The organism is Streptomyces sp. NPDC055239, assembly GCF_053606205.1.
The window spans coordinates 1,145,559-1,169,583 of the sequence record NZ_JBSGRD010000001.1 but is presented as its reverse complement, the minus strand read 5'-3'; the positions used below and the strand labels follow the sequence as shown (position 1 = coordinate 1,169,583).

Sequence of the window (24,025 nt, the reverse complement as noted above, 5' to 3'; positions counted from 1 at the left end):
CCCGCCGCGGGCGACTCACCCGCGGCGGAGGATGCCAGGGCCGCCGGTTACCGCTGCGATCACCGGATGGCTGATGAAAACGCGTGGGGGCCGGTGGCCTTTGTCGCCCGACGGGTGCGGGGTGTGCTCGGCATCGTGGATGAGGCCTCGGGCGCGGTGATCCGTGCGCTGGCCGACGTGGTTCTCGATCGGATCGACCTCGACGACCTCGTGTCCCGTGTCGACGTGAACCGGATCGCCGACCGGGTCGACGTGCGGCGGGTGGCCGACCGGGTGGACGTGGACTCCATCGCCGACCGCGTCGACGTGAACCGCGTCGCTGAACGCATCGACATCCAACGGATCACGGATCGGGTGGACGTGGAGACGATCGCCGACCGCGTCGACGTGAACCGCGTCGCCGAGCGGGTGGACGTCAACCGGGTCGCCGACCGGATCGACGTCAATCAGGTCGCCGACCGGGTCGACACCGACGCGGTGATCGTGCGGATCGATCTGGTCGGCCTCACCCGTGACGTGCTGTCCGAGATCGACGTCGGGCGGATCGTGCGCGACACCGGGGGCGGGATGGCCACGGAGACCGCCGACGCGGTCCGACTGCTCGGGAAGCGCGGCGACCGGAGCGTCAACCGGTTCGGCGACCGGCTCCTGAGGCGTGCGGGGCCGTCTCAGGGCAACGGAGCCGGTCCGCCGTCCGGGCGTGCCCGGTGACCGTACCGGAAGGCGGGCCCGCATCCGAGCCTGCCGGGATCGTCTCGCGCGGCATCGCGGCGGTACTCGACGCCCTGATCCTGGCGGTCATCGGCTTCACGGTCCAGGTGAGCGCCGGAATCGCGCGACTGCTCGTCGTGGGGCCCCCGTTCCGGTTCCCCCAACTCCCCGCCTGGCTCTCCGGCACCTTGGCCTGGACTCTCGCCGTCCTGTACCTCGGCGGTTCCTGGGCCGTGATCGGGGGCACGGCGGGAGACCGGCTGATGGGACTGCGCGTCACCGACCGCGCGGGACGGCTTCTCGGGCTGCCGCGGTCCCTGGTGCGTGCCGCCCTGAGCGTGACGTTTCCGCTGGGCATGATCTGGATACCGCTCAGCAGACGCCGTGCTTCGGTCCAGGACCTGGTGGTCGTCAGTACGGTCCGTTACGACTGGCCTTGACGCCGTCAAGCGGTGCGGTCCACGCGTTTTCACCCGTGCCGGGTGGGTGCCGGGGTCCGGGGCAGCATCGCGGCGGCGCCGAACCCGGCGAGCCCGATGGCGGCGAGCACCGCGAGCGCCACGGCGTACGGCCCCACGGCCGGGTCCGCGACGAGGATGGTGCCCGCGATCGCGGTGCCCACCGAGGAACCGAGGTTGGACACACTGCGCGAGAGGCCCGATATCTCACCCTGCTGGTCCTCGGGGAAGCTCGACTGCACCACGTTGACCGAGGGTGTCAGCATCACCCCCATCCCCAGGCCGATGAGCAGCAGTCCGGGGAGGAAGGTCCAGGTGCTCGGTGAACCGTGGGCCAGGGCGAGCAGCACGACGATGCCGCCGACCGTCGCGGCGAACCCGACCATGACCAGCGTGCGTTGCTCACGCCTCTTCGCGAAGCGCTCGGCGCCCAGCGAAGACACGAGCAGGCCGAGCGTGGACGCACTGAAGATCACGCCGGTGCCGATGGCGCTGTACCCGCGGACGACCTGGAGGTAGGCGGCGACCACGAACGACACTCCCATGAGTACCAGCCACTGCGTGTGCTGGGTGATCAGACCGAGGTTGGACGTGCGGTTGCGGAACAGTTCGGTCCGCAGCAGTGGTCGGGCCCCGGCGCGTTCCCTCGCCCGTATCCAGCGGAAGAAGGCCACGAGCACCAGCGCGCCGACAAGCAGCAGACCGGCCATCAGCCAGACGTTGTCGTCGGCGACGAGGATGCCCATGACCACCAGGACCAGACCGGTCGCGGACAACACCGCACCGACGGTGTCGAACACACGGTCCGGGTCCGGTGGGACCGGGTCGTCGATGCGGCGGGTGAGGACGATGATCACCGCGACCACCAGGGCCTGGAAGACGAAGGCCGCCCGCCAGCTGATCGCCGAGGTGATGAGCCCGCCGATCAGTGGCCCCGCGGCGGCACCGATTCCGGCCATCGCCATGATCGCCCCGAAGGCACGGGCGCGGTCGGCCACGTTCGTGAACACGAGGGTGATGAGGATGTAGACGGGCGGGATGAGCAGGGCCGTACCGACGCCCTGGAAGATGGAGTTGCCCAGGATGAGGATGCCGAGGCCGGGTGCCACCGCGCTGAGCACGGTGCCGATTCCGTACACGGCGAGGCCGATGACGAGGCAGCGCTTGCGGCCGTAGCGGTCGGTCAGGATGCCGCCAGGAATCATCAGTGCCGCCATGACGAGCAGGAAGACCGTGATCGCGGTCTGTACGCCCTGCACCGTGGTGTCCAGGTCCTCGCTGATGTCCTTGATCATCACGTTCATGTTCGAGCCCGCGAAACTGCAGACGAACTGGGCGAGGGCGAGCGGCACGAGCACCTGACGCGGCCAGGGGCGCTTCTCCTGCCGGGTGTCTGCTCCGTCTCGGGCGTCTGCTCCGCCTGGGGTGGACGGCACGGTCATCGACTCGCCTCCGTTCGCGGTCCTGGCCTCCACTCGCGGGCCGGACGACGGTCAGACTCCTGGTCGGTCCGTCCTGCGGCGTCACCCTCGGAGGGTGACGACCGGGGGCACCGGTCGGGGGCAACACTCGGGGCACAGCGGTGCGATCGGCACCCTCATCGAGTACGGCCTTGAGTACGGAGGTTCTGTCATGGCCACCTCGACCACTCGGCGCCATACCCCGGGCGCGACACAGACGGCAGCCGCCGGTCTGACCATCTTCGCCGGGGTTCTGCTGTTCCTCTCCGGATCCATGGACTTCTGCCGGGGTCTCATGGCCGTCCTCAAGGACAGCGTCTTCGTCACGACACCCGGGTATGCCTTCGAGTTCAGTCTGACGAGCTGGGGCTGGATCCACATGATCCTCGGCGCGATCGCCGTGGCCGTCAGCCTCGGTCTGTTCGTCGCCGCCAAGTGGGCCAGGATCATGGGCATCGTCATCACCTCGCTGATGATCATCGCCAGCTTCCTGTCCCTCCCGTACCACCCCATCTGGTCCATCACCCTGATCGCCATGGACGGGTTCATCATCTGGGCCCTGTGTGTCGTGGAGAAGGACACCGTCTACTAGCCGAGGTGGCCCATGAAGGACCGACGGGCGCACACGGCAGACGATCGGGCGGAACGGATCGCTGAGTTCATCGCGCCGCTGCGGGTCAAACCCGGCTCGAAAGTAGATCTGTCCAAGGACTTCGATCCCACTCACAAGAAGGGCATCAAGAAGAAGAAGGACGGACAGGAACTGCTCCGCAGCGGCGTCACCCTGCTGGCCGACTACCAGCGTCGGCTGGCCGCCGAGGGCACTCATGGGGTCCTGCTCTGCCTTCAGGCGCTGGACGCCGGGGGCAAGGACGGCACGATCCGCCACGTGATGAGCGGAGTGAATCCGCAGGGCGTGCGCGTGGCGGGTTTCAAGGTGCCCTCGGCCGCGGAGCTCAGCCACGACTACCTCTGGCGTTACTCCCGCGACCTGCCGCGCCGCGGGGAGATCGGCATCTTCAACCGGTCCCACTACGAGGAGGTCCTGGTCGTGCGGGTGCACCCCGAACACCTCACCCGTCAGCGGCTGCCGGGGAAGGCCGACGGCAGGAAGATCTGGCGGCGGCGCTATCGGGAGATCAACGACTGGGAGCGCTATCTGACGGACAACGGATTCAGGATCGTCAAGCTGTTCCTGAATCTGTCCAAGGAGGAGCAGCGCATCCGCTTCCTCAAACGGATCGACGTACCGGAAAGGAACTGGAAGTTCTCGGCGGCCGACGCCCGTGAACGCACCATGTGGGACGACTACCAGACGGCGTTCTCCGAGATGCTGTCCGCGACCAGCACGCCCTGGGCACCTTGGTACGTCGTACCCGCCGACCGCAAATGGTTCGCGCGCACCTGCGCGGCGGCCGTGCTCGTCCACACCCTGATGGACATCGACCCTCAGTATCCCGAGATCGACGACAAGAGCCGGCGCGCACTGGAGCTCGAGAAGCAGAAGTTGGAGGACGAAGCGCCTTCCGGGTCGGCCGCGGACCCGTACGCGGCACGGGCCGCCTCGGGCACCCGGCGCGGCAACGGCGATCGGAGGCGGGCGCGATGACGGCCCAGGCACCCGACCACGGCGCACAGCCGGCACATCCCGCACGGACTGACGCCTGGTACGCCCGCACGGCCCTCTCGGTGGCCGACGAACTCGGCGTCGACCCGGCCGTGGGACTCGACGCCGCGCGGGTGACCGCGCGGCTCGCCGAGTACGGGCCCAACTCCCTGCCGGAGGAGCGGACGCCGAGCGGCTGGGTCCGGTTTCTCGGTCAGTACACCTCGTACATGCAGATCATTCTCGTCGCCTCCGCCGCGGTGTCGCTCGCCATCCAGGAGTGGGGCACCGCGGTGGTGCTGCTCAGCCTGACCGTTCTGAACGCGGTCATCGGGATACGGCAGGAGGGCAAGGCCGAGAGCGCCATGAACGCCCTCAAGGAGATGACGAAGGCCACCGCGCGGGTGCGACGCGACAGGACGGAGGCCGAGATTCCCGCGGAGGAGGTGGTCGTCGGGGACATCGTCCTGCTCTCCGCGGGGGACGAGGTGCCCGCGGACGGACGGCTCGTCGCCACGAGCGCCCTGCAGATCGACGAGTCCGCGCTCACCGGGGAGAGCGTTCCCGCCGCGAAGGACTCCGCTCCGGTACGCCTCAGCGGGCTCGGACCCGCCGACCAGACGGACATGGCCTTCATGAACACCCCGGTCACGCACGGCAGCGGCGTTCTCGTGGTCACGGCCACCGGCGCGTCCACCGAACTGGGCAAGATCTCGGGGATGCTGTCGGACACACGGCGCGAGGAGTCGCCGCTCACCCGGGAGTTGAACCGCCTCACGCTGTGGATCGTCGGGGCGGCCGGCATCACCATGGTCCTGATGTTCGCCCTGGGGCGCGGGCGTGACGTGGCGTGGGACGCGCTCTTCGTCAGCGCCGTGTCCCTCGCGATCGCCGCCGTCCCCGAGGCACTGCCCACGGTGACGCAGACGATCCTCTCGCGCGGCGGACTCGACCTGGCACGGCGGCACGCGATCGTCAAGGACCTGCCGTCGGTGGAGACACTGGGCTTCACCTCGGCCGTCAACTCCGACAAGACCGGCACGCTGACGATGAACCAGATGACCGTGGTCGAAGTGGTGGACGCCTTCGACCGCTACACGGTCTCGGGAACCGGCTACGCCCTGGAGGGCCGGATCCACCATGCCGCGGGCAGCTCCCCCGGCATCGAGGACGCGATCCTGCCGTATCTCGTCGCCAGCGACGCCTCACTCGTGGACGGACGGGTGGTGGGCGACCCCACCGAGGGCGCGCTGCTCGTGCTCGGACACAAGGCGGGCCTCGACGTCGACTCCACGCGGCTGCGGCTCCCCCGGCTCGCCACTCTGCCGTTCGACCCGGCGTACAAACTCATGGCCACCTTCCACACGGCCCACGACGCGAAGGGCGTGCCGGTCGTGCGCTGCTTCGTCAAGGGAGCGGCGCCGGCCGTCCTCGCCCTCACCACCACCACTCTGTCGAACGGTTCGGCCATCCCCTTCGACACCGCGCTGCGGACGCGGGCCCAGGGCGAACTCGAACGGATGGAACAGGAGGGCCGCCGTGTGATGGCGGCCGCAACCCGTGACATCGACCCCGCCGGTTTCACGCCGGACGGGGATCTCCTCGCCCAGGTCACGGAGTTGTGCGTGACGAGCCTTGTCGGCATGGCCGATCCGCCGCGCGACGAGTCCCGGGACGCCGTGGCCGCCGCCCAGGCCGCCCATATCCGCGTGCGGATGGTGACCGGCGACGACGTCATCACCGGCGCCGCCATCGCCGCGCAGGTCGGCATCGAGGGCGAGGCGATCCTCGGCGCCGACTTCGCCGCTCTGTCGCAGGACGAACGCCTTGCCCGCATCGACGACATCGGCGTGGTCGGCCGGGTGGCCCCCGAGCACAAGGTGCTCCTTGCCGAGACTTTGAAGCAGAAGGGCGATGTGGTCGCCATGACGGGCGACGGCGTCAACGACGCCCCTGCCATCAAGGCCGCCGACATCGGCATCGCCATGGGATCGGGCACGGAGGTCGCCAAGAACGCGGGACGGATGATCCTGTCCGACGACAACTTCGCCACGATCGTCCACGCGGTGGAACAGGGCCGCAAGATCTACGACAACCTCACCAAGTACATCCGCTTCGTACTGGTGCTGCTCATCGTCTTCGTCCTGACGTTCCTCGGCGCGGCGCTCTTCGACATCGCCGACGGTGAACCGTTCACCCCCGCCCAGGTGCTGTGGATCCACTTCGTCGTCAACGCCGCCTTCGGCTTCTCGCTCGGGTTCGACCGGGTCAGCCCCGGGCTCATGTCCCGCCGCCCGCGGCCCCGCGGCCAGCCCGTGATGACCGGCGGTCTGATGCTGACGGTCGGGCTCGCGGGGACGGCCGTGGCGATCGGTCTCCTCACCATGATCCAGATCGGCGCGACCCGCTACGACAGCGTGCGCATCGGCAACTCCATCGCCATGACCGCGTTCGCGCTGTGCCTGATCGTCGCCGCCCTCGAATGCCGCAACCAGACCGCCACGGTCCTGACGACCGACACCTTCGACAGCAAGCAGCTGAACTGGACGGTGCTCGGGGAGTTCGTGCTCGCCGTCTTTGTGACCCAGATGGACGCCTTCAACCGGCTGCTCGACACCACGCCGCTCAGCATCGGCCAGTTCGGCTGGGCCCTGCTCCCTCCCCTCGCGCTCCTCGCGCTGTGGGAACTGGGCAAGCTCGCCACCCGCCGCCGTCACCTGCCGTCCGGCGCCGGGCAGAGGTGAGAGGCCGGTGCCCTGGACGCCACCCGGGATCAAGGCGCTGCGCACCTACCGCCGTGAGTGGCTGCTGAAGGATCTGATCGCGGGTGTCGTCCTGAGCACGCTGCTCGTGCCGCAGGGCATGGCCTACGCCGAACTGGCCGGACTGCCGCCGATCACCGGTCTGTACACCTCCGTGCTGTGTCTGCTCGCGTACGCCGTGACAGGGCCCTCGCGCGTCCTGGTGCTCGGCCCCGACTCCTCGATCGGCCCGATGATCGCCGCGACGATCCTGCCCCTGCTCGCCGCGGACGGGGACAGTTCGCGCGCGGTCGCGCTCGCCTCGGTGCTCGCCCTGATGGTCGGCGCGATCACGCTCCTCGCGGGGGTGGCACGGCTCGGTTTCGTCGCCGATCTCATCTCCAAGCCCACCATGATCGGCTACATGAACGGCCTGGCCCTGACGATCCTCATCGGGCAGCTGCCGAAGCTGTTCGGCTTCTCGACCGACGCCCACGGTCTTGTCCGTGAGGTGGACGCCTTCGTCCGGGCCGTGGCGGAGGGGCGGACAGTGGCCGCCGCACTCGCGGTCGGCGGTGGCTGCATCCTCCTGATCCTGCTGCTGCAACGTCTGATGCCCAAGGTCCCGGCCGTCCTCGTCATGGTGGTTCTCGCCATCACGGCATCCGTCGTCCTCGATCTGGACGAGCACGGGGTCAAGACCGTGGGGCGGCTCCCCGAAGGGCTACCGCCGTTCACGGTCCCGCACATCGCCCTGGCCGATCTGGGTCCGCTGTTCGTCGGCGCGCTCGGCATCGCCCTGGTCTCCCTGGCCGACACCATCTCCAACGCATCCGCCTTCGCCGCCCGCACCGGGCAGGAGGTCCACGGCAACGACGAGATGATCGCGATCGGCACGGCGAACGTGGCCGTCGGCCTGTTCCAGGGCTTCCCCTTGAGCACCAGCGGGTCACGCACGGCCGTGGCCGAGCGGGCCGGGGCCAAGACCCAGCTCACCGGGGTCGTCGGCGCGGCGCTCATCCTCCTCATGCTCGTCCTGCTGCCGGGCCTCTTCCGCGATCTGCCCCAGCCGGCGCTCGCCGCGGTGGTCATCACGGCCTCCCTGTCCCTTGCCGACCTCGCGGGCACGAGACGGCTGTGGCGCCAGCGAAAGGCGGAGTTCTGGCTGGCCATCGCGGCCTTCCTCGGGGTGGCCCTGCTCGGTGTGCTGCCGGGGATCGGGGTCGCGGTGGGCCTGTCCATCCTGAACGTCTTCCGGCGGGCCTGGTGGCCCTACAACACCGTCCTCGGGCGTGTGGCCGGCCTCGCGGGCTACCACGACGTACGGTCGCACCCGGATGCCCAACGCCTGCCGGGCCTTGTCATCTTCCGGTTCGACGGGCCGCTGTTCTTCGCCAACGCCAAGTCGTTCCGCGAGGAGGTCCTGCGGTACACCCACGCCGAACAGGCACCGCGGCGCGTACTGATCGCGGCGGAACCGATGACCGACGTCGACACGACCGCGGCGGACGTCCTGGAGGAGTTGGAAGCGGCGCTCCTCGATCTGGGCGTGGACCTGGTCTTCGCCGAGCTCAAGGACCCGGTGCGGCGCAAGGTCGAGCGCTACGGCCTTGGCCATACCTTCGACGCGCGCCGTTTCTACCCCACTGTGGAGGCCGCAGTGGAGGCGTTCAGGGCGGACAGTGGCGCGGACTGGGGCCCTGGTGCACCGGGCGACCGGTGACCAGGGCCCCGACAAAGGCTCTAGGTCCTGGACCCGTCCGCCGCGACGACCGAGAGCAGGTGCGTGCCCCACGGGGGCAGATCGACGTAGAGCCCGCTCGACGTCAGCTCCGTACCCGGGCGTTCGTACCGCTCGGCGTCGAGGAGTCCGGCCAACTCCCAGATCCCATCGCCCAGTTCGTTCCAGGGGAGCCTGATGCGCGCCTGTGCGCGATGGTCCGAGAGGTTCACCACGGTCAGGAACCGGCCCGCCTCACCGGACCAGCACGAGGCGATCAGGTCACGCCCCGAGTCGTTGTCCGGCCAGCCCTCGCAGTCCAGGAGCTGCCACCGCCCCGTCCGCATGCCGCTGCGGCGCACGGCGGACAACAGCCGCTCGTGGAACGCGCGCAGGGAGGGGTCCGGCGGCTCGTCCGGACGGCGGTCGAGGAAGACCGGCAGGTGGACGCGGCGCCCGGTGAACTGGCCCTCGTGCCACAGGGTCGCGCCCGGCAGCGTGGCGATCAGTGCGGCCGCAGCGCGCTCCTTGGCCGGGGGCAGCGTCCGGGCGGCCCTCGGTTCGTCGTGGTTCTCCAGGAACCGGACGAGTCCGCGCTGGTACTGCTCGTCGGCCCGCAGGTGCCCCCGGACCGACTCGACGCTCTCGTTGAGCACCCGGTCGTAGAGACGTTTGTCGTAGCAGAAGTCGAACCCCTGCTGCTGCAGGGCCCATTCGAGGTCCCAGTACGCCTCCGCGGCGAAGACCATGTGGGGGTGACGACGGCGGACGGCGGTCACGACCTCGGACCAGAAGTCCTCCTGCGGCCGGGCCCCGGCCCTCTCGCCCCACGTCCGCGCGAAGACGTCGTTCATCATCAGCATCGCCATGTCGCAGCGCACCCCGTCGCAGACCTCGCCGATGCCCTCGAGCACTTCCTCGGTCGCCCGCCGCAGGGCCGGGGCGAAGGCGTTCAGCTGCACCACGTCCGGCCAGGGCGGGAAGAACGGGTCGCGGCCCCGCGCGAGCACGGCGCTCCCGGTGTCGAGGAACCCGGCCGGATCACGCCGGGCGTCCTCGGCGTCACCCTGCACGAAGTACTCGGGGTGCTCGGTCACCCAGGGGCTGTCCGGGGCCACGTGGTTGGGAACGTAGTCGAGCAGCAGTCCGACGCCCCTGCGGGAGAGTTCGGCCCGGGCGGCGGCCAGGCCCGCGGCTCCGCCGAGCGAAGCGTCGACCTCGTAGCGGCGGATGCAGTACGGCGATCCGGCGATGTCCTCCTCGCCGATGTCCGGGACGGCGTCGGCGAAGGCACTGCGCAGCGCCGGGTTCTCCAGGGCGATGGCGCGCCCCCGCGGACTGCGCTCCCACACCCCCATCAGCCAGACGGCGTCGATCCCGGCGGGCGTGATCTCGTCCCACACGTCCTTGGGTACGTCCGCCAGACCGGCGAGGCTGCCGGTGCGCAGCCCCGTCTCCCTCAGCCACACGCGGGTGTTGACCTCGTGCACGACGGGCTGCGCGGGCAACTCGGTCATCGTTTCTGCCTCCTCGCGGAGCCGGTGCGGAAGTCCTCAGGATCGAACGTGCCGAAGATCTTCATCAGGGCCGCGACGAGACCGGTCCAGCCGGTCTGGTGCGAGGCGCCGATGCCCGCGCCGTTGTCGCCGTGGAAGTACTCGTAGAAGGAGACCAGGTCACGCCAGTGCGGGTCGTCCTTGAACTTCGCCTGGCCTCCGTACACGGGCCGCCGTCCGTCCTCACCGCGCAGGAAGATGCGGGTGAGGCGGGAGCAGATGTCCTCGGCGACCTCGTACAGGTTCTTCTGGATCCCCGATCCTGTCGGGCACTCGACGGTGAAGTCGTCGCCGTAGAAGCCGTACAGATTGAGCAGTCCGCGGATGACGAGGGCGTTCATCGGCATCCAGATCGGGCCGCGCCAGTTGGAGTTGCCGCCGAACATGCCGGTGTCGGACTCGGCGGGCAGATAGGAGACCTTGTACTCCTCGCCGTGCACCCAGAACGTGTACGGGTGCTCGGCGTGGACGCGGGAGAGCGCCCTGATCCCGTAGGGGCTCAGGAACTCGTCCTCCGACAGGAGCCGGGAGAGCACGCGCACGAGCTTCTTCTCGTCCAGGACGGACAGCAGCCGTGCGCCGCCCGCCGTGCCGGCCTGCGCCGAGGTCAGCGTCACGGAGAGCGAGGGGTGACGCTCGGCGAAGCGCCGCAACCGGTCCTGCAGACCGGAGAGTTGGGTCAGTTGCTCCGGCCGGAATACGGTCGACGCGCACAGCGGGAGGAGCCCCACCATGGAGCGGACCTTCAGCCGGACCGACTGCCCGTCGGGCAGTTTCAGCACGTCGTAGTAGAACCCGTCCTCCTCGTCCCACAGCTCGTCGTGGAGGTCCCCGATCCGGTCCATCGAGGCCGCGATCCACAGATAGTGCTCGACGAACTTCAGGACCAGTTCCTCGTATGCCTCGTTCTGTTCGGCGAGTTCCATCGCGATCTGGAGCATCGACTGGCAGTACAGGGCCATCCAGGCGGTGCCGTCCGCCTGTTCCAGGGTGCCTCCGGTGGGCAGGGGGGCGCTGCGGTCGAAGACGCCGATGTTGTCGAGGCCGAGGAAGCCGCCCTGGAAGATGTTCTTGCCGCCGGGGTCCTTGCGGTTGACCCACCAGGTGAAGTTCGTGAGCAGCTTCTGGAAGGTGCGCTCGAGGAAGGCGTGGTCGGCGTGGCCTGTCGTGCCCTTCTCCACCGTGTACACGAAGTACGCGGCCCAGGCGTGCACGGGCGGATTGACGTCGCCGAAGTTCCACTCGTACGCCGGGATCTGGCCGTTGGGGTGCAAGTAGGCGTCGCGCAGGAGCAGTTCGAGCTGCTCCTTGGCGAAGCCGACGTCGACGACCGCGAGGCCCACGGCGTGGAACGCCAGGTCCCAGGCGGCGAACCAGGGGTACTCCCACTTGTCCGGCATGGAGACGATGTCGTCGCTCACCATGTGGAACCACTCGTTGTTGCGCATCCCGGGCCGCGGCGGGCTCCAGGGGGTCATGTCGTGCTCGGCCAGCCACTTCTCCAGGTCGAAGCCGTAGTACTGCTTGGACCAGAGCATTCCGGCGAGGGCCTGGCGCAGGACGCGTGCCTCGTCCTCGGTCGCCCGCTCGGGGGTCAGCTCCCGGTAGAACTCGTCGGCTTCGGCGATGCGGTCCGTGAAGACCGTGTCGAAGTCCCTGGCCAGGGAGAGCTTCCCGCCCGCGGGGCCGAGGCGCAGGCGCAGGGTCTGTGACCCTCCGGCGGGCACGACGAGCGTGTGGAGGGCGGCTGCCTTGGTGCCCTCCCGCGCCGGGTTGACGGCGCTCTCCTCCCCCTCGACGACGTACCGGCCGATCGCGTTCTTGACGTAGGGACTCGCGTTGGGAGAGCCGAAAAGGCGCTCGTTGTCGGTCTCGTTCTCCGTGAACAGGAGCGGAACCTCGCCCGCGCACCGCAGGTCGTAGCTGCCGAGCTCGGGGTGGTCGGCGCGGATCGTGACGGTCGAGCCGGGACCTTCGACCGCCCGCAGCCGTGGCCTGGGCTCCTCGCCGTGGTGCTCGTCCCAGGACCAGGTGTTGCGGAACCACAGCGTCGGCAACACGTGCAGGGTCGCCTCGTCCGGGCCCCGGTTGTCGACGGTGATCCGCATCAGGATGTCGTCGTGGTCCGCCTTGGCGTACTCCACCGTCACGTCGAAGTACCGGTCGTCGTCGAACACACCGGTGTCCATGAGCTCGTACTCGAACTCCTGGCGCGTGCGGTCCCGGTTGACGGACACGAGGTCGTTGTACGGGAACGCGGCCTGCGGATATTTGTACAGGTACCGCAGGTAGGAGTGGCTCGGCGTGCTGTCCAGGTAGAAGTAGTACTCCTTGACGTCCTCGCCGTGGTTGCCCTCGCCGTTGGTGAGGCCGAAGGCGCGTTCCTTGAGGATCGGGTCGCGGCCGTTCCACAGGGCGAGGGCCAGGCACAGGCGCTGCTTGTCGTCGCAGACGCCGCCGAGGCCGTCCTCGCCCCACCGGTAGGCACGGGAGCGGGCGTGCTCGTGCGGGAAGTAGGACCAGGCGTCGCCGCCGGGGCTGTAGTCCTCCCGGACCGTTCCCCACTGCCTTTCGCTCAGGTACGGGCCCCACAGGCGCGAGCGTGCGCTCCCGTCGCCCGTCGGTCCGATCCGCCCGGCGTGCGTCCGCGTCTTCATGCGCGTCTCCCTGCCTCGGTCAACCGGATGCGCCAGTCTTCGCGGAGGCCCGTGGACCCGCCTCACCTTCCGGGGGTGAGCCCTCCGCCGGTGCGCCTTCCGCCCGGGCGACGAGGGTGAGCGCGATCTCGTACGCGGCAAGGAGTGCGCCGACCACGAAGAGACCGGTCCACGACGACAGGGCCAGTGCGACCACGGCCGCGACGATCACGCCCGCCACCCGCAGCACGTCGGCGTGCTGCGCCAGCCACGGCCGCACCCGCGCGCCCTGTGCCCGGTCACCGGCCTTGGACAGGAGGTGGCCGGTGGCCCGCGCGCCCTGGGCCATGTACCTGCGCAGCGCCTTCGGCAGCCGCCCTGGTCCCACCAGATAGGCCAGGACGGCGATGGCGACGCCCAGCCACAGGAGCTGGTCGCCCCGGTCGCGCAAGGTCGTGAACACGGTCCACATCGCGGCGCGTGCGCCGTCGCGGTAGACGCCCGACGGCACCTGGTCCAGGAGTTGGTCCCGGACCGCCCGCAGCACGGTCGAAAGGACCGTGACGCTCACCACCAGCCACAGACCGAGCTGGAGAAGGGTGCGCCGCCGCGTGGGCGAGATCCACAGGGTCAGCGCGAGCAACACCGGCACAGCGATCACCAGGCCCACCACCGCGCGCTTGAACAGCAGCACGGTCTCCTGCAGTTGGCCAAGCTCGTGCCGGTTGTAGATCCGGATCTGCGCGAAGTCGGCGGGCAATGAGACTCCGAGCGCCTTCTCGATGCGGTCGTGCAGGCCCGGCGGGAGTTCGCCGGAGGAGAGGGCGGGCAGATCGAGCTTCTTGCCGAACATGGTGGGCAGCTGCTCCTCCAGGGACCGCAGCACGTTGTTGACCATCGGAAGGAGGTTCAGGGTGACCGTGTCGCCGCTCACCCGTACGTTCTCGTTCTTCTTTTCGAGCACCGCGACGATCCGCTCGTGGGCGCGGCGGTTCGTCGCACGCCACAGGTCCTGGAACCGTTCGTTGGCGATGAGCGCGGAGATCGATTTCTGCACATAGTCGTGGACCGCGCTGGTGGCAGGTGCCGCCAGGAAGGAAGCGCGCGGCGGCAGTGCGTCGGAAAGACGCTGCTTGACGTCGACCCGGTCCAAGATCTCGCGCGTCAGATAGGTGGAGACGGCGGCATTCACGTCGGGATCCTCGGGCAGCGGCCCCACAGCGGAGATCCAGCGGTCCGTGTTGAGGGTGGTCCGCGAGCCCCACACCCCCACGACCGAGGTGACCGCGAGGACGGCGACCAGCGCGATCAGCACGGCCGCGACAACACGCCGGACGGACAGCAGACGGGCCCTGCGCCGCCGCTCGGTACCGGCCCGGTCACGCAGCTCACCGACCTCCGCACGCAGGCGCTCCAGTTCGGCCGCGTCGGCGCCGCCACGGGTGGGCCCGGCGGCGTCCCCTTCCGGTGTCTCTTCATGCGTCATGGGCGTCGCACCTCCGCCCCCCACCGTCCCGGTGCCCGCGCCGGCTTCCTTCACCTGCGGCGGGTGACGCGCCGCACCGGCTGCCGACGCTGTGATGACGGCCGTGCCGGCGGCCGTGACGGCGGCACTTTCCCGAGAGGAGACACGATGGCTGGGATCGGACCGGTACAACTCCTGACGGTCGAATTCGGACCCGACGCCAAGTTCGAAGGACGGATCATCGAGGAACTGGGGATCCTCGAGGCGAACGGACAGATCCGGGTCCTCGACATGCTCTTCGTCCGCAAGGAGCCCGGCGGGAATCTGTTCGCCCTCGACTTCCAGGCGGAGGGCATGGGCGAGACGGTCGCCGCGCTGCTCGGAATCTCGGGCGAGCAGGTCAGGGCTGCTGAGGAGGCGTACCCGAGCCTGGCCGACGGCAACGCCTTCGGCCTGACCTCCACCGAGATCAGGGAGATGGCCGAGTCCCTCGACCCGGGGACCGCGGCGGCCTTCATCCTGCTGGAACACGTGTGGGCCAAGTACTTGCGCAAAGCCCTGCGCGACGCCGGTGCCGTCCCTGTCGCCGAGGGATTCCTCACCGAAGAGGCACTGGCCCCGGTACTCGCCGAACTCACGGCGATGGCACAGAAGTTGGGTGACCCGGTCACACCCGAAGTCCGGCCGGACCCGAAGACCCGCAACCCCCGGAGGAAAGCCTGATGGCCGATCTCGTCGTGCTCGGATTCTCGGACAAGGAGAAGGCGGAGGGAGTTCTGCGGCTCGCCAAGGAACTGTCCCGTCAGGAACTGCTCGACCTGGACGACGCCGCGATCGCCTGGCGGACCATGGACGGCAAGATCCATGTGCACCAGACGTTCAACACCACGGCCACCGGCGCGGCCGGCGGCGCCCTGTGGGGCTCGCTGTTCGGACTGCTCTTCCTGATGCCGGTGTTCGGTGCCGCCGTGGGCGCCGCCACCGGCGCCATCGCCGGAAAGCTCAGCGACGTCGGCATCAACGACGCCTTCGTCAAGGAGATCGCCAGCACCCTCGAGCCCGGCCGCGCGGCTCTCTTCGCGCTCGTCCGGCGCTCGACACCCGATCGCGTACGTGACGCGGTACGTCCCTTCAACCCCACCGTGATCCGTACGTCGCTCACCAAGGACCGAGAGGAGGAACTGATCGAGGCCCTGCAGGAGAAGTGACCGCAAGCGGCCCGGTGCTCCGGACCGGGCCGCCGCGGCAGGCGCCGTCTCCCACCGGAATTTCACCCGGGTGAGATGGCGCTTGCCATTCACTCCCGCTGCCCCGGCCATCCCATACTTGCCGCAGCCGCAACACTTTGCTCCGAGAGCGAGGTGCCGCTCATGGCCGAGTGCTCAAGCCCTTCACAGGACACCGACCCGGACCAGTCGTCCGTCGACACCGCACCCGCGCTGCCCACGTGGCTCGTCCCCAGGCCCCGTCTGACGGACCGCCTCGCGCGAGGCGTCCTCGGGCCGCTGACCGTGATCGTGGGTCCTGTGGGCGCGGGCAAGACGGCCCTCGCCCTGGAGTGGGCGCACACCCGGCGCCTGCCCGGACCGCTCGCCTGGGTCACCTGTGACGGCCGGGCCGAGCAGTCCTGTGTCTTCTGGCCCCGCGTGATCGGCGCGCTGCGCGAGGCAGGCGTGGACGTGTCGGAGTCCGTCGCCTCGGAGGCCGAACCGCTGCTCGTGGCGGCGCTCGCCGCCGATCTGCACCAGCACGGTGAGCCGGTGGTGCTGGTCCTCGACGACTTCCAGCCCGCTCCCGGCTCCCCGATCGCGGAAGGGGTCAGCAGTCTCCTGCGGCATCTGCCGGGGATGTTGCGCCTGGTGGTGCTCGCCCGTCGGGACCCTCCGCTGCATCTGCACCGCGGCCGGCTCACCAGCGAGGTCACCGAGCTGCGGACCGGAGACCTCGCCTTCGACGACCGGGAGACGACGGCGCTCCTGGCCCAGCACGGGATCGACGTGCCGAAGCAGACGGTGAGCGCGCTGCGGCGGCGCACGGACGGCTGGGCGGCAGGGCTGCGCCTCGCCGCGATGTCCATGGAGAAGCGCCACGATCCCGAGCGGTTCGTGGCGCAGTTCGCCGGTGACGATGAAGCCATCGCCAGCTACCTCATCGAGGAAGTACTCGACCTGCAGCCCGACGGCATGCGACGACTGCTCCTTACGACGAGTGTGCTCGACCATGTGAACGCCGAACTGGCCGTGGAGCTCTCCGGCGAGGACGCGGGCCGGCACTTCGCCGACCTCGTCAGGGAGAACTCGTTCCTGCAACCCGTCGGCCAGGGCTGGTACCGCTGCCACCAGATGTTCGCCGACGTACTGCGGATGTGCCTGCGCCACGAGAAGCCCGGCCTGGTGGCGCCGTTGCACCGTCGCGCGGCGGCCTGGCTCGGCGAGCACGGTCTGCTGGCCGACGCCGTACGGCACTTGCTCGCCGCGGGCGACTGGGACCAGGCGGGGTGGCTGATCGTGGACCGTCTGGCGATCGGCCAGGTGCTCGGTCTGACCAGACTGCGGCTGCCGAGCGAGCTGACCCGGCACATGCCCGAGCAGCTGCCGACGAAGAGCCCCGAGCCCGTACTGCTCGCCGCGGCGGTCGCCCGGGTCCACGACGACGACCCCGGATGCTCCCGGTATCTCGGCCTCGCCGACGGGCTGCTCGCGGACCTGACGGCGGACGACGTCCGCGTCGCCCGGTGCCGCCTGGCCCATGCCGTGATCCGCATGGAGCAGCTGCGCTCCCGGAACCCTCAGGAAGCCCGCACCGCCGCGGCCGACGCGGAGTCGGCCCTCGCGCGCCTGCCGCAGGCCGCCCTGGCGCAGCACCCCGAGATCCTCGCGCTCACGTTGGCGATCCGGGGCAGCGGCGAGTTGCGGGCGGGCAGCCTCAAGGCCGCCGAGGCCTCCCTCACCGGAGGACTCAAGGCCGCGGGTGTCGCCGGGAACGGCGCGCTGCGCCGGGACTGCCTCGTCGAGCTCGCGCTCCTCGAGGCGCTCCGCGGCCGATTCCGGGGCGCCGACGAACTCACCTCCCAGGCCACCCAGCCGCCCCTGCCCTCGTGGACCGTGGCGGAGCGCTCGCAGGCGTCCCTGCACCTGGTGCGCGCCTGGGTCGAACTGGCGCGTGCCGAACCCGGCCGGGCGCGGAACGAACTCACCAGGGTCAGGGCCGTGCTTGACGGCCTGCCCGACGAGTTCCTCTCCGAGGTCGCCTCCCTGGTGGCCGGTCTTGTCACGGCGGTGGAGCGAGGCGGTTCGACGTCCGCCCCGATCGGTGACGTGGTGGCCGCGTCCCGGCTGCCCCGTCCCGTGCTGCGGGCCGTGGCACCTGCCTGCGCCTCCCTGCTCGACTCCGCCCGGCGCAGGTTCACCGTCACCGCCCTGCCGCGGCACCCGGCCTCGCAGCCCGCCCTCACCCTCGTCGCCGTCCCACCGGCGCCCACCGAGCGGCTCAGCGTGCGGGAGCGCGACGTCTTGAACCGGCTGGCCCAGATGATGACCACCGAGGAGATCGCCGAGGAGCTGTACCTCTCCGTGAACACGGTGAAGACACACCTCAAGAGCGTCTACCGCAAGCTCGCCGTGACCCGGCGCTCGGCCGCTGTCCGGCGAGCCCGCGAACTCCAACTCCTTTAGCCACCGCCTGAACAGCTGCTGTGGCCACCGCCTAAACGAGCCCAAGGACGCGACCGCGCTCCACGGCATCGGACCGGGACCCCACGCCCAGTTTCCGGTACACGGCCCGTACGTGGCTCTTGACCGTGTTGACCGAGACGTACAAGTCGTCGGCGATCTGTCGCAGCGGTACCTCCTGATCAAGTCTGCGCAGCACGGCAAGCTGACACTGGGTCAACGGCTCTGTCGGCAGCGGCAGGGGCCGCTTCGCATGCGCGGGCACCAGGGCGAGTACCGCCGCGGCTTCCCCCATCAGCACACCCGCGCTGCGTACATCACCCACGTCCCCGGCGATCCGCACCAGGGTTCCTGCGACCCAGACCAGACAGGTCGTCATCACGGTCGAATCGGCCGCCCGGTCCTCTCGACCGAGAACGTGCAACCGCCCGTTCAGGACGGAGACTTCGCCCGCCACTCCCCGCGAGCCGCTCCCCGGCTCCGCGCACAGCGCCACGGACATGCCCCTCACCTCCCCATGTGCAGGGCATTACCCCTACACCCTGGGGCGGCGGGCACGCTTACGGAAGACGCCTGTCGGCTCTTTTCGACGGTCTAGCAGCTGGCGCCGGGCAGTCGGCGCACCTCGAGCAGTTCGAGGCCCAGCGCCTGGATGCGGTCGAGGATCCCGTACAGCGCGGCCTGGTCGAGACCCGCACCCACGAGGACCGTCTCGGCCGGGCGCAGCACGACCGTCAGTTCTCCGAACGCCGACCGGAAGGCCTCACCGATCCTGCCCCTGACGCGGATCTCGAAGTCGGCGCCGACGGGTGGTGTCCCGGCCGGTCCGGGCCCCGAATCCTCCTGTGCCCCGCCCATGGCGACACCTCCTGTACGACGGCCTGGCCATCGGCCGCCATTCTCGTGGCGGCATGGCCGACGGCATCACCTTGCGCGGGTGACGGTGCCCCCACCTGGGCTCCCGGGCTCATCCGTTGCGGGTGAACCGGCGAGGCGGCCCCGGGCGGATGCTCCGGATCCTTCGAGGAGGAGGTTTCGCCATGGCAGAGCAGATCTCGCCGGACCAGGCGCGTTCCGGTGCGCCCGAACCGCAGCCCCACATCAGCTTGGTCGCCCTGGGCGGAGTCGTCTTCGCCGTGTGCGTCCTTGGCATCATCGGCGCGTTCCACGCGATCGCGGGACTCTCCGCGATCCTCGGCGACAACTATTACCAGTCCCAGGGCGACTACGCTTTCGACTTCGACGTCAACGTCCGCGGCTGGATCCAGATGATCTCCGGTGTCGTCATTCTCGCTGCGGCACTCAACATCTTCACCGGCCGTACCTGGGCCCGTGTCGTCGGGATCATCGTCGCGGTGCTCAGCGCCCTGGAGAACTTCTTCTTCACCCCGTACCAGCCAGTGTGGTCGGCCATCCTCATCGTCCTCGACGTCCTGGTGATCTGGTCGCTGACCATGTACGGCCACCCCGAGGCGCACAAGGCCTACGGGGCGCCTCTGTAACCGTCCTTCGCGGCCGGAGCCCAGTCCCCTCAGCGCCCCTCAGCGCCGGGAGGTCAGCCCGAGCCTGCCGATCAGCCGCCAGTCGAGCCGCGGCCGCTCCCGGTACGTTCCCGGCCGCAGCCGGGGCACGATCACCCGCAGGGCCCCGGGCCGTACCTCGCAGTGCACGGGGACGCCCAGACGCACCGCCTCGCCGTCGATACCGACCGGGATCTCCTCCTGATCCGCGTCGACGACCACGGACGCGGCGGTCGCCCGGGTCAGTCCCGCGGCCTGCCCGCCGCGCAGCAGTCCCGCGGCCTGTGCGGCGCTCGTGACCCGCACGCCGACGCAGCCGAGGACCCCGCCGTCCAACCGCGTCCTGCGGCCGAGCCCGGCGACGTCATTGGTGCCGTAGGGGTTGTTGCTCACCAGCAGGGCCTGCGGGTCCGCGAACTCGTGGTCCCCGGCGTGCGCCGTCAGCCGCGCACCTCCTTGGCCCACCAGGAGATCCGGCAGGAGCTTGAGGGTGGTGCGCGTCTTGTCGTCGCGGTAGGCCGGGCTCTGCACCACCTCGGCGTACGCGCCGAACGACACGTTGTTGACGAAGGGCCGTCCACCCGCCCGGCCGAGATCCACCCGCAGCTCCACCCCGTCGTGCAACGCGTCCAGAGCCTTCGACGGATCCTCGCGGTCAAGGCCCAGATCGAGGGCGAAGTGGTTGCGGGTGCCCGCCGGTATCACCAGGAAGGGCAGATCGAGGGCGGCGGCCACCTCGGCGACAAGGGCCTGGGTGCCGTCGCCGCCGGCCACCCCGAGCAGATCGGCGCCCTCGGCCGCGCACTTGCGGGCGAGAGCCGCCACATCGGTCTCGCCCCGCCACTCCAGGAGCACCACCTCGGCCCCCAGCTCACCCGCCCGCTCACGCAGCGCGAACCGGCGCACCTTACCGCCGCCGGACCGCGGATTCATGATCAGCACCGGGTGGCGGAACGTCGCCGCCGGATGCTCCGGCATCGGGTCCGGGGCCGCGTTCCTGGCGAGGGCCGTTCGGCCCGTGCCCGCCGCGAGGAGCCACAGGGCACCGGACGCCACGACCACCCAGGTGAGCCGGGCCCGCGTGAACTGCACGACCACCCAGATCGGAGCGGTGAGCGCGAGCAGCACCGCCAGGATTCGCGGCAGGCCACGCCTGCTGAGGATCCACCAGACCGCGGCGGCCGTGATCGCCAGGCCCGCGAGGCCCACGCCGAGCAGCGCGAAGGTCTTGAACCCCGCGAACACTCCGAGCACGAGGACCGCGGCGGCCGCGGATGCCAGGGACGCACGGGCCAGCCATCGCTGTCCTCGCATCGTCGGTTCCATGCCGCGCAGTCTCCTGCGACGGAGCGCGCCGGGCCTCACCCCTGGGAGGCGACCTCACACCGACGGGGTGACGCCGGGCGGCGCATCCGCGCCCAGAGTCCTAGACGCCTGGAGGGAGCACGCCATGACCGAGACCACGCACCGCCACCTCACCCCGCAGCAGCGGGCGGCCCTCGGCAGGGCCGGTCGCTCCCGTGCCCGGCGGTCCGACCACGCCGAGTTCGCGCCCGACCCTGCCCGGCCCGACCCGATCGACGTGATCGAACGGCAGTCGGCGCACCGGCTCCCGGAGCTCGTGCCGATCCGCTACGGCCGCATGCTCGAGTCGCCGTTCCGGTTCTTCCGCGGAGCGGCGGCCATCATGGCCACCGACCTGGCCGCCACCCCGGCCAGCGGCCTGCGGGCCCAACTGTGCGGTGACGCCCACATGTTGAACTTCCGGCTGCTCGCGTCGCCTGAGCGCCACCTGATGTTCGACGTCAACGACTTCGACGAGACGCTTCCCGGCCCGTGGGAGTGGGACGTCAAACGCCTCGTCGTCAGCCTCGTCATCGCCGGGCGCGACAACGGCTTCAAGACATCGGAACGGGCCCGTGTGGTGCGTGCGACAGTGCGCTCGTACCGGGAGTCGATGAGTAAGTTCGCCCGGATGCGGACGATCGACGTGTGGTACTCGCGGATCGACGCGGAGGATCTGTACGCCACGATGTCCACCAGGCTGGACACGCGAGCGCGGCGCAGGGTGTCCCGCACGCTCAGCAAGGCCCGCACCCGTGACCACCTTCAGGCGCTGGAGAAGTTGGCCTCGGTGGTCGACGGCGAACTGCGGATCACGTCCGACCCGCCCCTGGTCATGCCCCTCGACGAACTCCTTCCGGGAGTCGAGCGCAAGCAACTGGAGCAGCAGCTGCGAGAGCTCGTCGACCGGTACGCGCTGACGCTCTCCGCCGACCGTCAGGCGCTGCTCGCCCAGTACCGGGTGGTCGACATGGCCCGCAAGGTGGTCGGGGTGGGCAGCGTGGGGACCCGCTGCTGGATCATCCTGCTGCTCGGCCGCGACGACAGCGATCCGCTCCTGCTGCAGGCGAAGGAGGCGCCTGCCTCGGTCCTCGCGGAGTTCGCGGGCGCGAGCAGCCACCTCAACCAGGGGGAACGGGTCGTCGCGGGGCAGCGTCTGATGCAGGCGACCAGCGACATGTTCCTGGGCTGGGAGCGGATCGAAGGAGGGCTCGACGGCCGTCAACGAGACTTCTACATACGCCAGTTGAGGGACTGGAAGGCCATACCTCAGGCCGATCTGATGACCCCCGACCAGATGCGTCTTTTCGGCCGGATGTGCGGAGCGACCCTCGCCCGCGCGCACGCGCGTTCCGGCGACCGGATCGCCATCGCCGCCTATCTGGGCGGCTCCGACTCCTTCGACCGGGCCTTGGCGCGATTCGCGGAGTCGTACGCCGACCAGAACGAGCGCGACCACCGGGCGCTGGCCGCCGCGGTGCGGGACGGCAGGGTGACAGCGGCGTCGGAGCCGGAGTCGGAGTGAGGCGCCTTCGGCTCGCCGAGCCAGTGGCGCAGGAACTCCTCCTGGGCGAGTATCCGGCCGACGGCGATGCCGAACACGATGGTGGTGAAGTACAGGATCAGCCAGGACAGCACGGTGAACACCGAGCCGAGTGCCGCGTAGCGCTGCTCGCTCATCCGTAGCGCACGCGGCAGCCACAGCCCCGAGGCGGCGCTGAACGCGGCCCCGCCCGCGCCCGCGAGGAAGGCCCCCGGCAGCAGGGGCAGCCAGGGCACCCGGCCCGCGAGCAGCAGATGCTGGGTCCACCACCACATCAGGACCGCGGCCAGCGACTGCAGGAGGACACCCAGGACGGGACCCGCGCCGAACGCCCGGTGCAGCGTGCCCTGCACGATGAGCATCGCGATCCACACGAGAAGCCACACGGCCCAGCGCCAGGCCACGAGCCGTACGGCGGGTCGTGGCAGGTCCCAGGAGCGCTCACACATCCGCTGCAGGGCGCGGGTGAAGGCCGTCGCGGACAGCACCGCCACCAGCACGCTCACCGTTCCCCAGTTGTGCAACGCGGTGTCGCCGCCCATGGACACCACTTCGGCCCGCGCCACCACGGGCCCGCCCGAACCGAGCATGGTGCGCAGCGAGCGCAGCAGTTCCTCCCGCACGGCCCGCGGGCTGAACGAGGCCACTGCGATGAGCATCGGCAGCGCCGCAAGGAACGCCTGCGCCGCAAGACGAGTCGACATGTCGAGAATGGTGACGCGCACGAGCTGCTGCACGACGCGCCCCGCCAGCGGCAGCGCCGCGAGGATCGGCATGACGGTGTCCTCTCATAGCAGGAGCCCGCTCCTGCCGGACACCCTCGGGGCCGTCGCCTCGCGGCACGTCGCCCGCTCCGGGTGACGTACGCCGGTGACCGCGTGAGGCGGTCCCCGGATCACGGTGGTGCGGGAACCGACTGCCAGGTCGAACAGATGGCCAGGCGCATGTGCCCGTCCGGCGTGCGGTGCAGTTGCAGGCCGTCCGTGTTCGAGATGGCCAGCAAGGGGTCGACGCCGGGGCGCAGTCCCGCGAGTTCGAGGGTGTCGTGGCGTGACACCGGCAGCCAGGCCGGTGGTCCCGGACTCTTCCCGTCGTAGTCGGTCACCGCCAGCGTGATCCGGTCCTCGTGCACGCTGATCAGCAGACGGACGCGCGCCGCCCCGCTGTGACCGATCACGTAGTGCGCCGCGACGCGTGCCGCGTCACTCATCCGGTGGGCCAGTGGCCTCGATGCCCCGGATGCCGTGAGCACCGCCGCGGCCACTTCGGCCAGCACGTCCACGGAGTCCCCCACACGCGCGGCTTCCAGCGCCAGGGCCGTCATGTGCCCGCTTCGCTCCGCGGGGCCTGCCGTGTCCGGGGCCTGCGTGGTGATGCGGGGCAGCCTCGTCATACGTACGGTCCGTCCCATCGACGTCTCCCCACGCCGTGGAAACAGAGGGAACACCATGCGCACCGCACAGGGCGGTTCACACCCCGTGCAGGTACGCGTACACCATGGGCGCCGAGGTCCGGGGCGCGACTTCGACGCTACGGCGCCTCAACCGCACGGTCCAGGCCACTTAGCGCCAAGACCCATGTTTCGCCAATCCCA

General features: G+C 70.1%; 19 protein-coding genes and 1 pseudogene. 11 read left to right on the top strand and 9 right to left on the bottom strand.

Features of this window, described 5'->3' with window-relative positions; all coding sequences use genetic code 11:
* Positions 1-66: 66 nt before the first annotated feature.
* Positions 67-711 (top strand): hypothetical protein, encoded by a 645-nt coding sequence (locus ACWFRJ_RS04785; protein WP_453524745.1) that lies wholly within the window; start codon positions 67-69, stop codon positions 709-711.
* Positions 708-1,151, top strand: coding sequence for an RDD family protein (locus tag ACWFRJ_RS04780; RefSeq protein ID WP_453524744.1), 444 nt, complete (start codon positions 708-710; stop codon positions 1,149-1,151). The genes ACWFRJ_RS04785 and ACWFRJ_RS04780 overlap by 4 nt, the downstream gene beginning before the upstream one ends.
* 29 nt (positions 1,152-1,180) lie before the next feature.
* Here the strand turns inward: ACWFRJ_RS04780 and ACWFRJ_RS04775 are convergent, their stop codons facing one another.
* Entirely contained in the window at positions 1,181-2,611 is a 1,431-nt protein-coding gene (locus ACWFRJ_RS04775; RefSeq protein ID WP_453524743.1) for an MFS transporter, read from the bottom strand.
* A gap of 190 nt (positions 2,612-2,801) precedes the next feature.
* Between ACWFRJ_RS04775 and ACWFRJ_RS04770 the strand changes: the two genes are divergently transcribed.
* Genes ACWFRJ_RS04770 through ACWFRJ_RS04755 form a run of 4 tightly spaced genes read left to right on the top strand, consistent with a single transcriptional unit; the run spans position 2,802 to position 8,699 of the window.
* The gene (locus ACWFRJ_RS04770) at positions 2,802-3,221 is read left to right on the top strand and encodes a DUF7144 family membrane protein (protein WP_453524742.1); all 420 of its coding nucleotides are present in this window, start codon (positions 2,802-2,804) and stop codon (positions 3,219-3,221) included.
* Positions 3,222-3,233: 12 nt separating this feature from the next.
* A complete protein-coding gene (locus tag ACWFRJ_RS04765) occupies positions 3,234-4,238 on the top strand; it encodes a polyphosphate kinase 2 family protein (RefSeq protein WP_453524741.1) in 1,005 nt (334 codons plus the stop codon).
* Entirely contained in the window at positions 4,235-6,979 is a 2,745-nt protein-coding gene (locus tag ACWFRJ_RS04760) for a cation-translocating P-type ATPase (protein ID WP_453524740.1), read from the top strand. The genes ACWFRJ_RS04765 and ACWFRJ_RS04760 overlap by 4 nt, the downstream gene beginning before the upstream one ends.
* 7 nt (positions 6,980-6,986) lie before the next feature.
* A complete protein-coding gene (locus tag ACWFRJ_RS04755; RefSeq protein WP_453524739.1) occupies positions 6,987-8,699 on the top strand; it encodes a SulP family inorganic anion transporter in 1,713 nt (570 codons plus the stop codon).
* Between the two features lie 20 nt (positions 8,700-8,719).
* Here the strand turns inward: ACWFRJ_RS04755 and ACWFRJ_RS04750 are convergent, their stop codons facing one another.
* The 3 genes from ACWFRJ_RS04750 to ACWFRJ_RS04740 are packed head-to-tail and all read right to left on the bottom strand — an operon-like array spanning position 8,720 to position 14,374.
* Positions 8,720-10,213: an alpha-amylase gene (locus tag ACWFRJ_RS04750; protein WP_453524738.1), complete on the bottom strand. Its 1,494-nt coding sequence runs from the start codon at positions 10,211-10,213 to the stop codon at positions 8,720-8,722.
* On the bottom strand, positions 10,210-12,909 hold the full coding sequence (locus ACWFRJ_RS04745; protein WP_453524737.1) for an MGH1-like glycoside hydrolase domain-containing protein: 2,700 nt from the start codon (positions 12,907-12,909) through the stop codon (positions 10,210-10,212). The genes ACWFRJ_RS04750 and ACWFRJ_RS04745 overlap by 4 nt, the downstream gene beginning before the upstream one ends.
* Positions 12,910-12,928: 19 nt before the next feature.
* A complete protein-coding gene (locus tag ACWFRJ_RS04740; protein WP_453524736.1) occupies positions 12,929-14,374 on the bottom strand; it encodes a hypothetical protein in 1,446 nt (481 codons plus the stop codon).
* 147 nt (positions 14,375-14,521) lie between these two features.
* Between ACWFRJ_RS04740 and ACWFRJ_RS04735 the strand changes: the two genes are divergently transcribed.
* From ACWFRJ_RS04735 to ACWFRJ_RS04725, 3 genes are all read left to right on the top strand, one after another.
* Positions 14,522-15,076 carry a DUF1269 domain-containing protein gene (locus ACWFRJ_RS04735; RefSeq protein ID WP_453524735.1) on the top strand — a complete coding sequence of 185 codons (555 nt, stop codon included), beginning with the start codon at positions 14,522-14,524 and terminating at the stop codon, positions 15,074-15,076.
* Positions 15,076-15,561 carry a DUF1269 domain-containing protein gene (locus ACWFRJ_RS04730; protein ID WP_453524734.1) on the top strand — a complete coding sequence of 162 codons (486 nt, stop codon included), beginning with the start codon at positions 15,076-15,078 and terminating at the stop codon, positions 15,559-15,561. The genes ACWFRJ_RS04735 and ACWFRJ_RS04730 overlap by 1 nt, the downstream gene beginning before the upstream one ends.
* A 162-nt stretch (positions 15,562-15,723) precedes the next feature.
* Positions 15,724-18,027, top strand: a complete 2,304-nt coding sequence (locus tag ACWFRJ_RS04725) for a LuxR C-terminal-related transcriptional regulator (RefSeq protein ID WP_453524733.1) — start codon at positions 15,724-15,726, stop codon at positions 18,025-18,027.
* Between the two features lie 31 nt (positions 18,028-18,058).
* On the opposite strand, the gene ACWFRJ_RS04720 is transcribed toward ACWFRJ_RS04725, so the two are convergent.
* The gene (locus ACWFRJ_RS04720; RefSeq protein WP_453524732.1) at positions 18,059-18,526 is read right to left on the bottom strand and encodes a helix-turn-helix transcriptional regulator; all 468 of its coding nucleotides are present in this window, start codon (positions 18,524-18,526) and stop codon (positions 18,059-18,061) included.
* A 92-nt stretch (positions 18,527-18,618) separates the two neighbouring features.
* The gene (locus ACWFRJ_RS04715) at positions 18,619-18,882 is read right to left on the bottom strand and encodes a hypothetical protein (RefSeq protein WP_453524731.1); all 264 of its coding nucleotides are present in this window, start codon (positions 18,880-18,882) and stop codon (positions 18,619-18,621) included.
* Positions 18,883-19,064: 182 nt separating this feature from the next.
* On the opposite strand from ACWFRJ_RS04715, the gene ACWFRJ_RS04710 reads away from it, so the two are divergent.
* Complete coding sequence (locus tag ACWFRJ_RS04710; RefSeq protein WP_453524730.1) at positions 19,065-19,526, top strand: DUF7144 family membrane protein; 462 nt, start codon at positions 19,065-19,067, stop codon at positions 19,524-19,526.
* Between the two features lie 39 nt (positions 19,527-19,565).
* Here ACWFRJ_RS04710 and ACWFRJ_RS04705 read toward each other — a convergent pair whose 3' ends face one another.
* The gene (locus ACWFRJ_RS04705) at positions 19,566-20,870 is read right to left on the bottom strand and encodes a diacylglycerol/lipid kinase family protein (RefSeq protein ID WP_453524729.1); all 1,305 of its coding nucleotides are present in this window, start codon (positions 20,868-20,870) and stop codon (positions 19,566-19,568) included.
* 124 nt (positions 20,871-20,994) lie between these two features.
* Here ACWFRJ_RS04705 and ACWFRJ_RS04700 point away from each other — a divergent pair, with 124 nt between their 5' ends.
* Entirely contained in the window at positions 20,995-22,413 is a 1,419-nt protein-coding gene (locus ACWFRJ_RS04700; protein ID WP_453524728.1) for a DUF2252 domain-containing protein, read from the top strand.
* A gap of 53 nt (positions 22,414-22,466) precedes the next feature.
* Here the strand turns inward: ACWFRJ_RS04700 and ACWFRJ_RS04695 are convergent.
* Together ACWFRJ_RS04695 and ACWFRJ_RS04690 are read right to left on the bottom strand one after the other, a co-directional pair.
* Positions 22,467-23,135 (bottom strand): annotated as a pseudogene (locus ACWFRJ_RS04695) (ribonuclease BN); the annotation flags it as partial.
* 191 nt (positions 23,136-23,326) lie between these two features.
* Complete coding sequence (locus ACWFRJ_RS04690) at positions 23,327-23,842, bottom strand: hypothetical protein (protein WP_453524727.1); 516 nt, start codon at positions 23,840-23,842, stop codon at positions 23,327-23,329.
* Between the last annotated feature and the right edge of the window lie 183 nt (positions 23,843-24,025).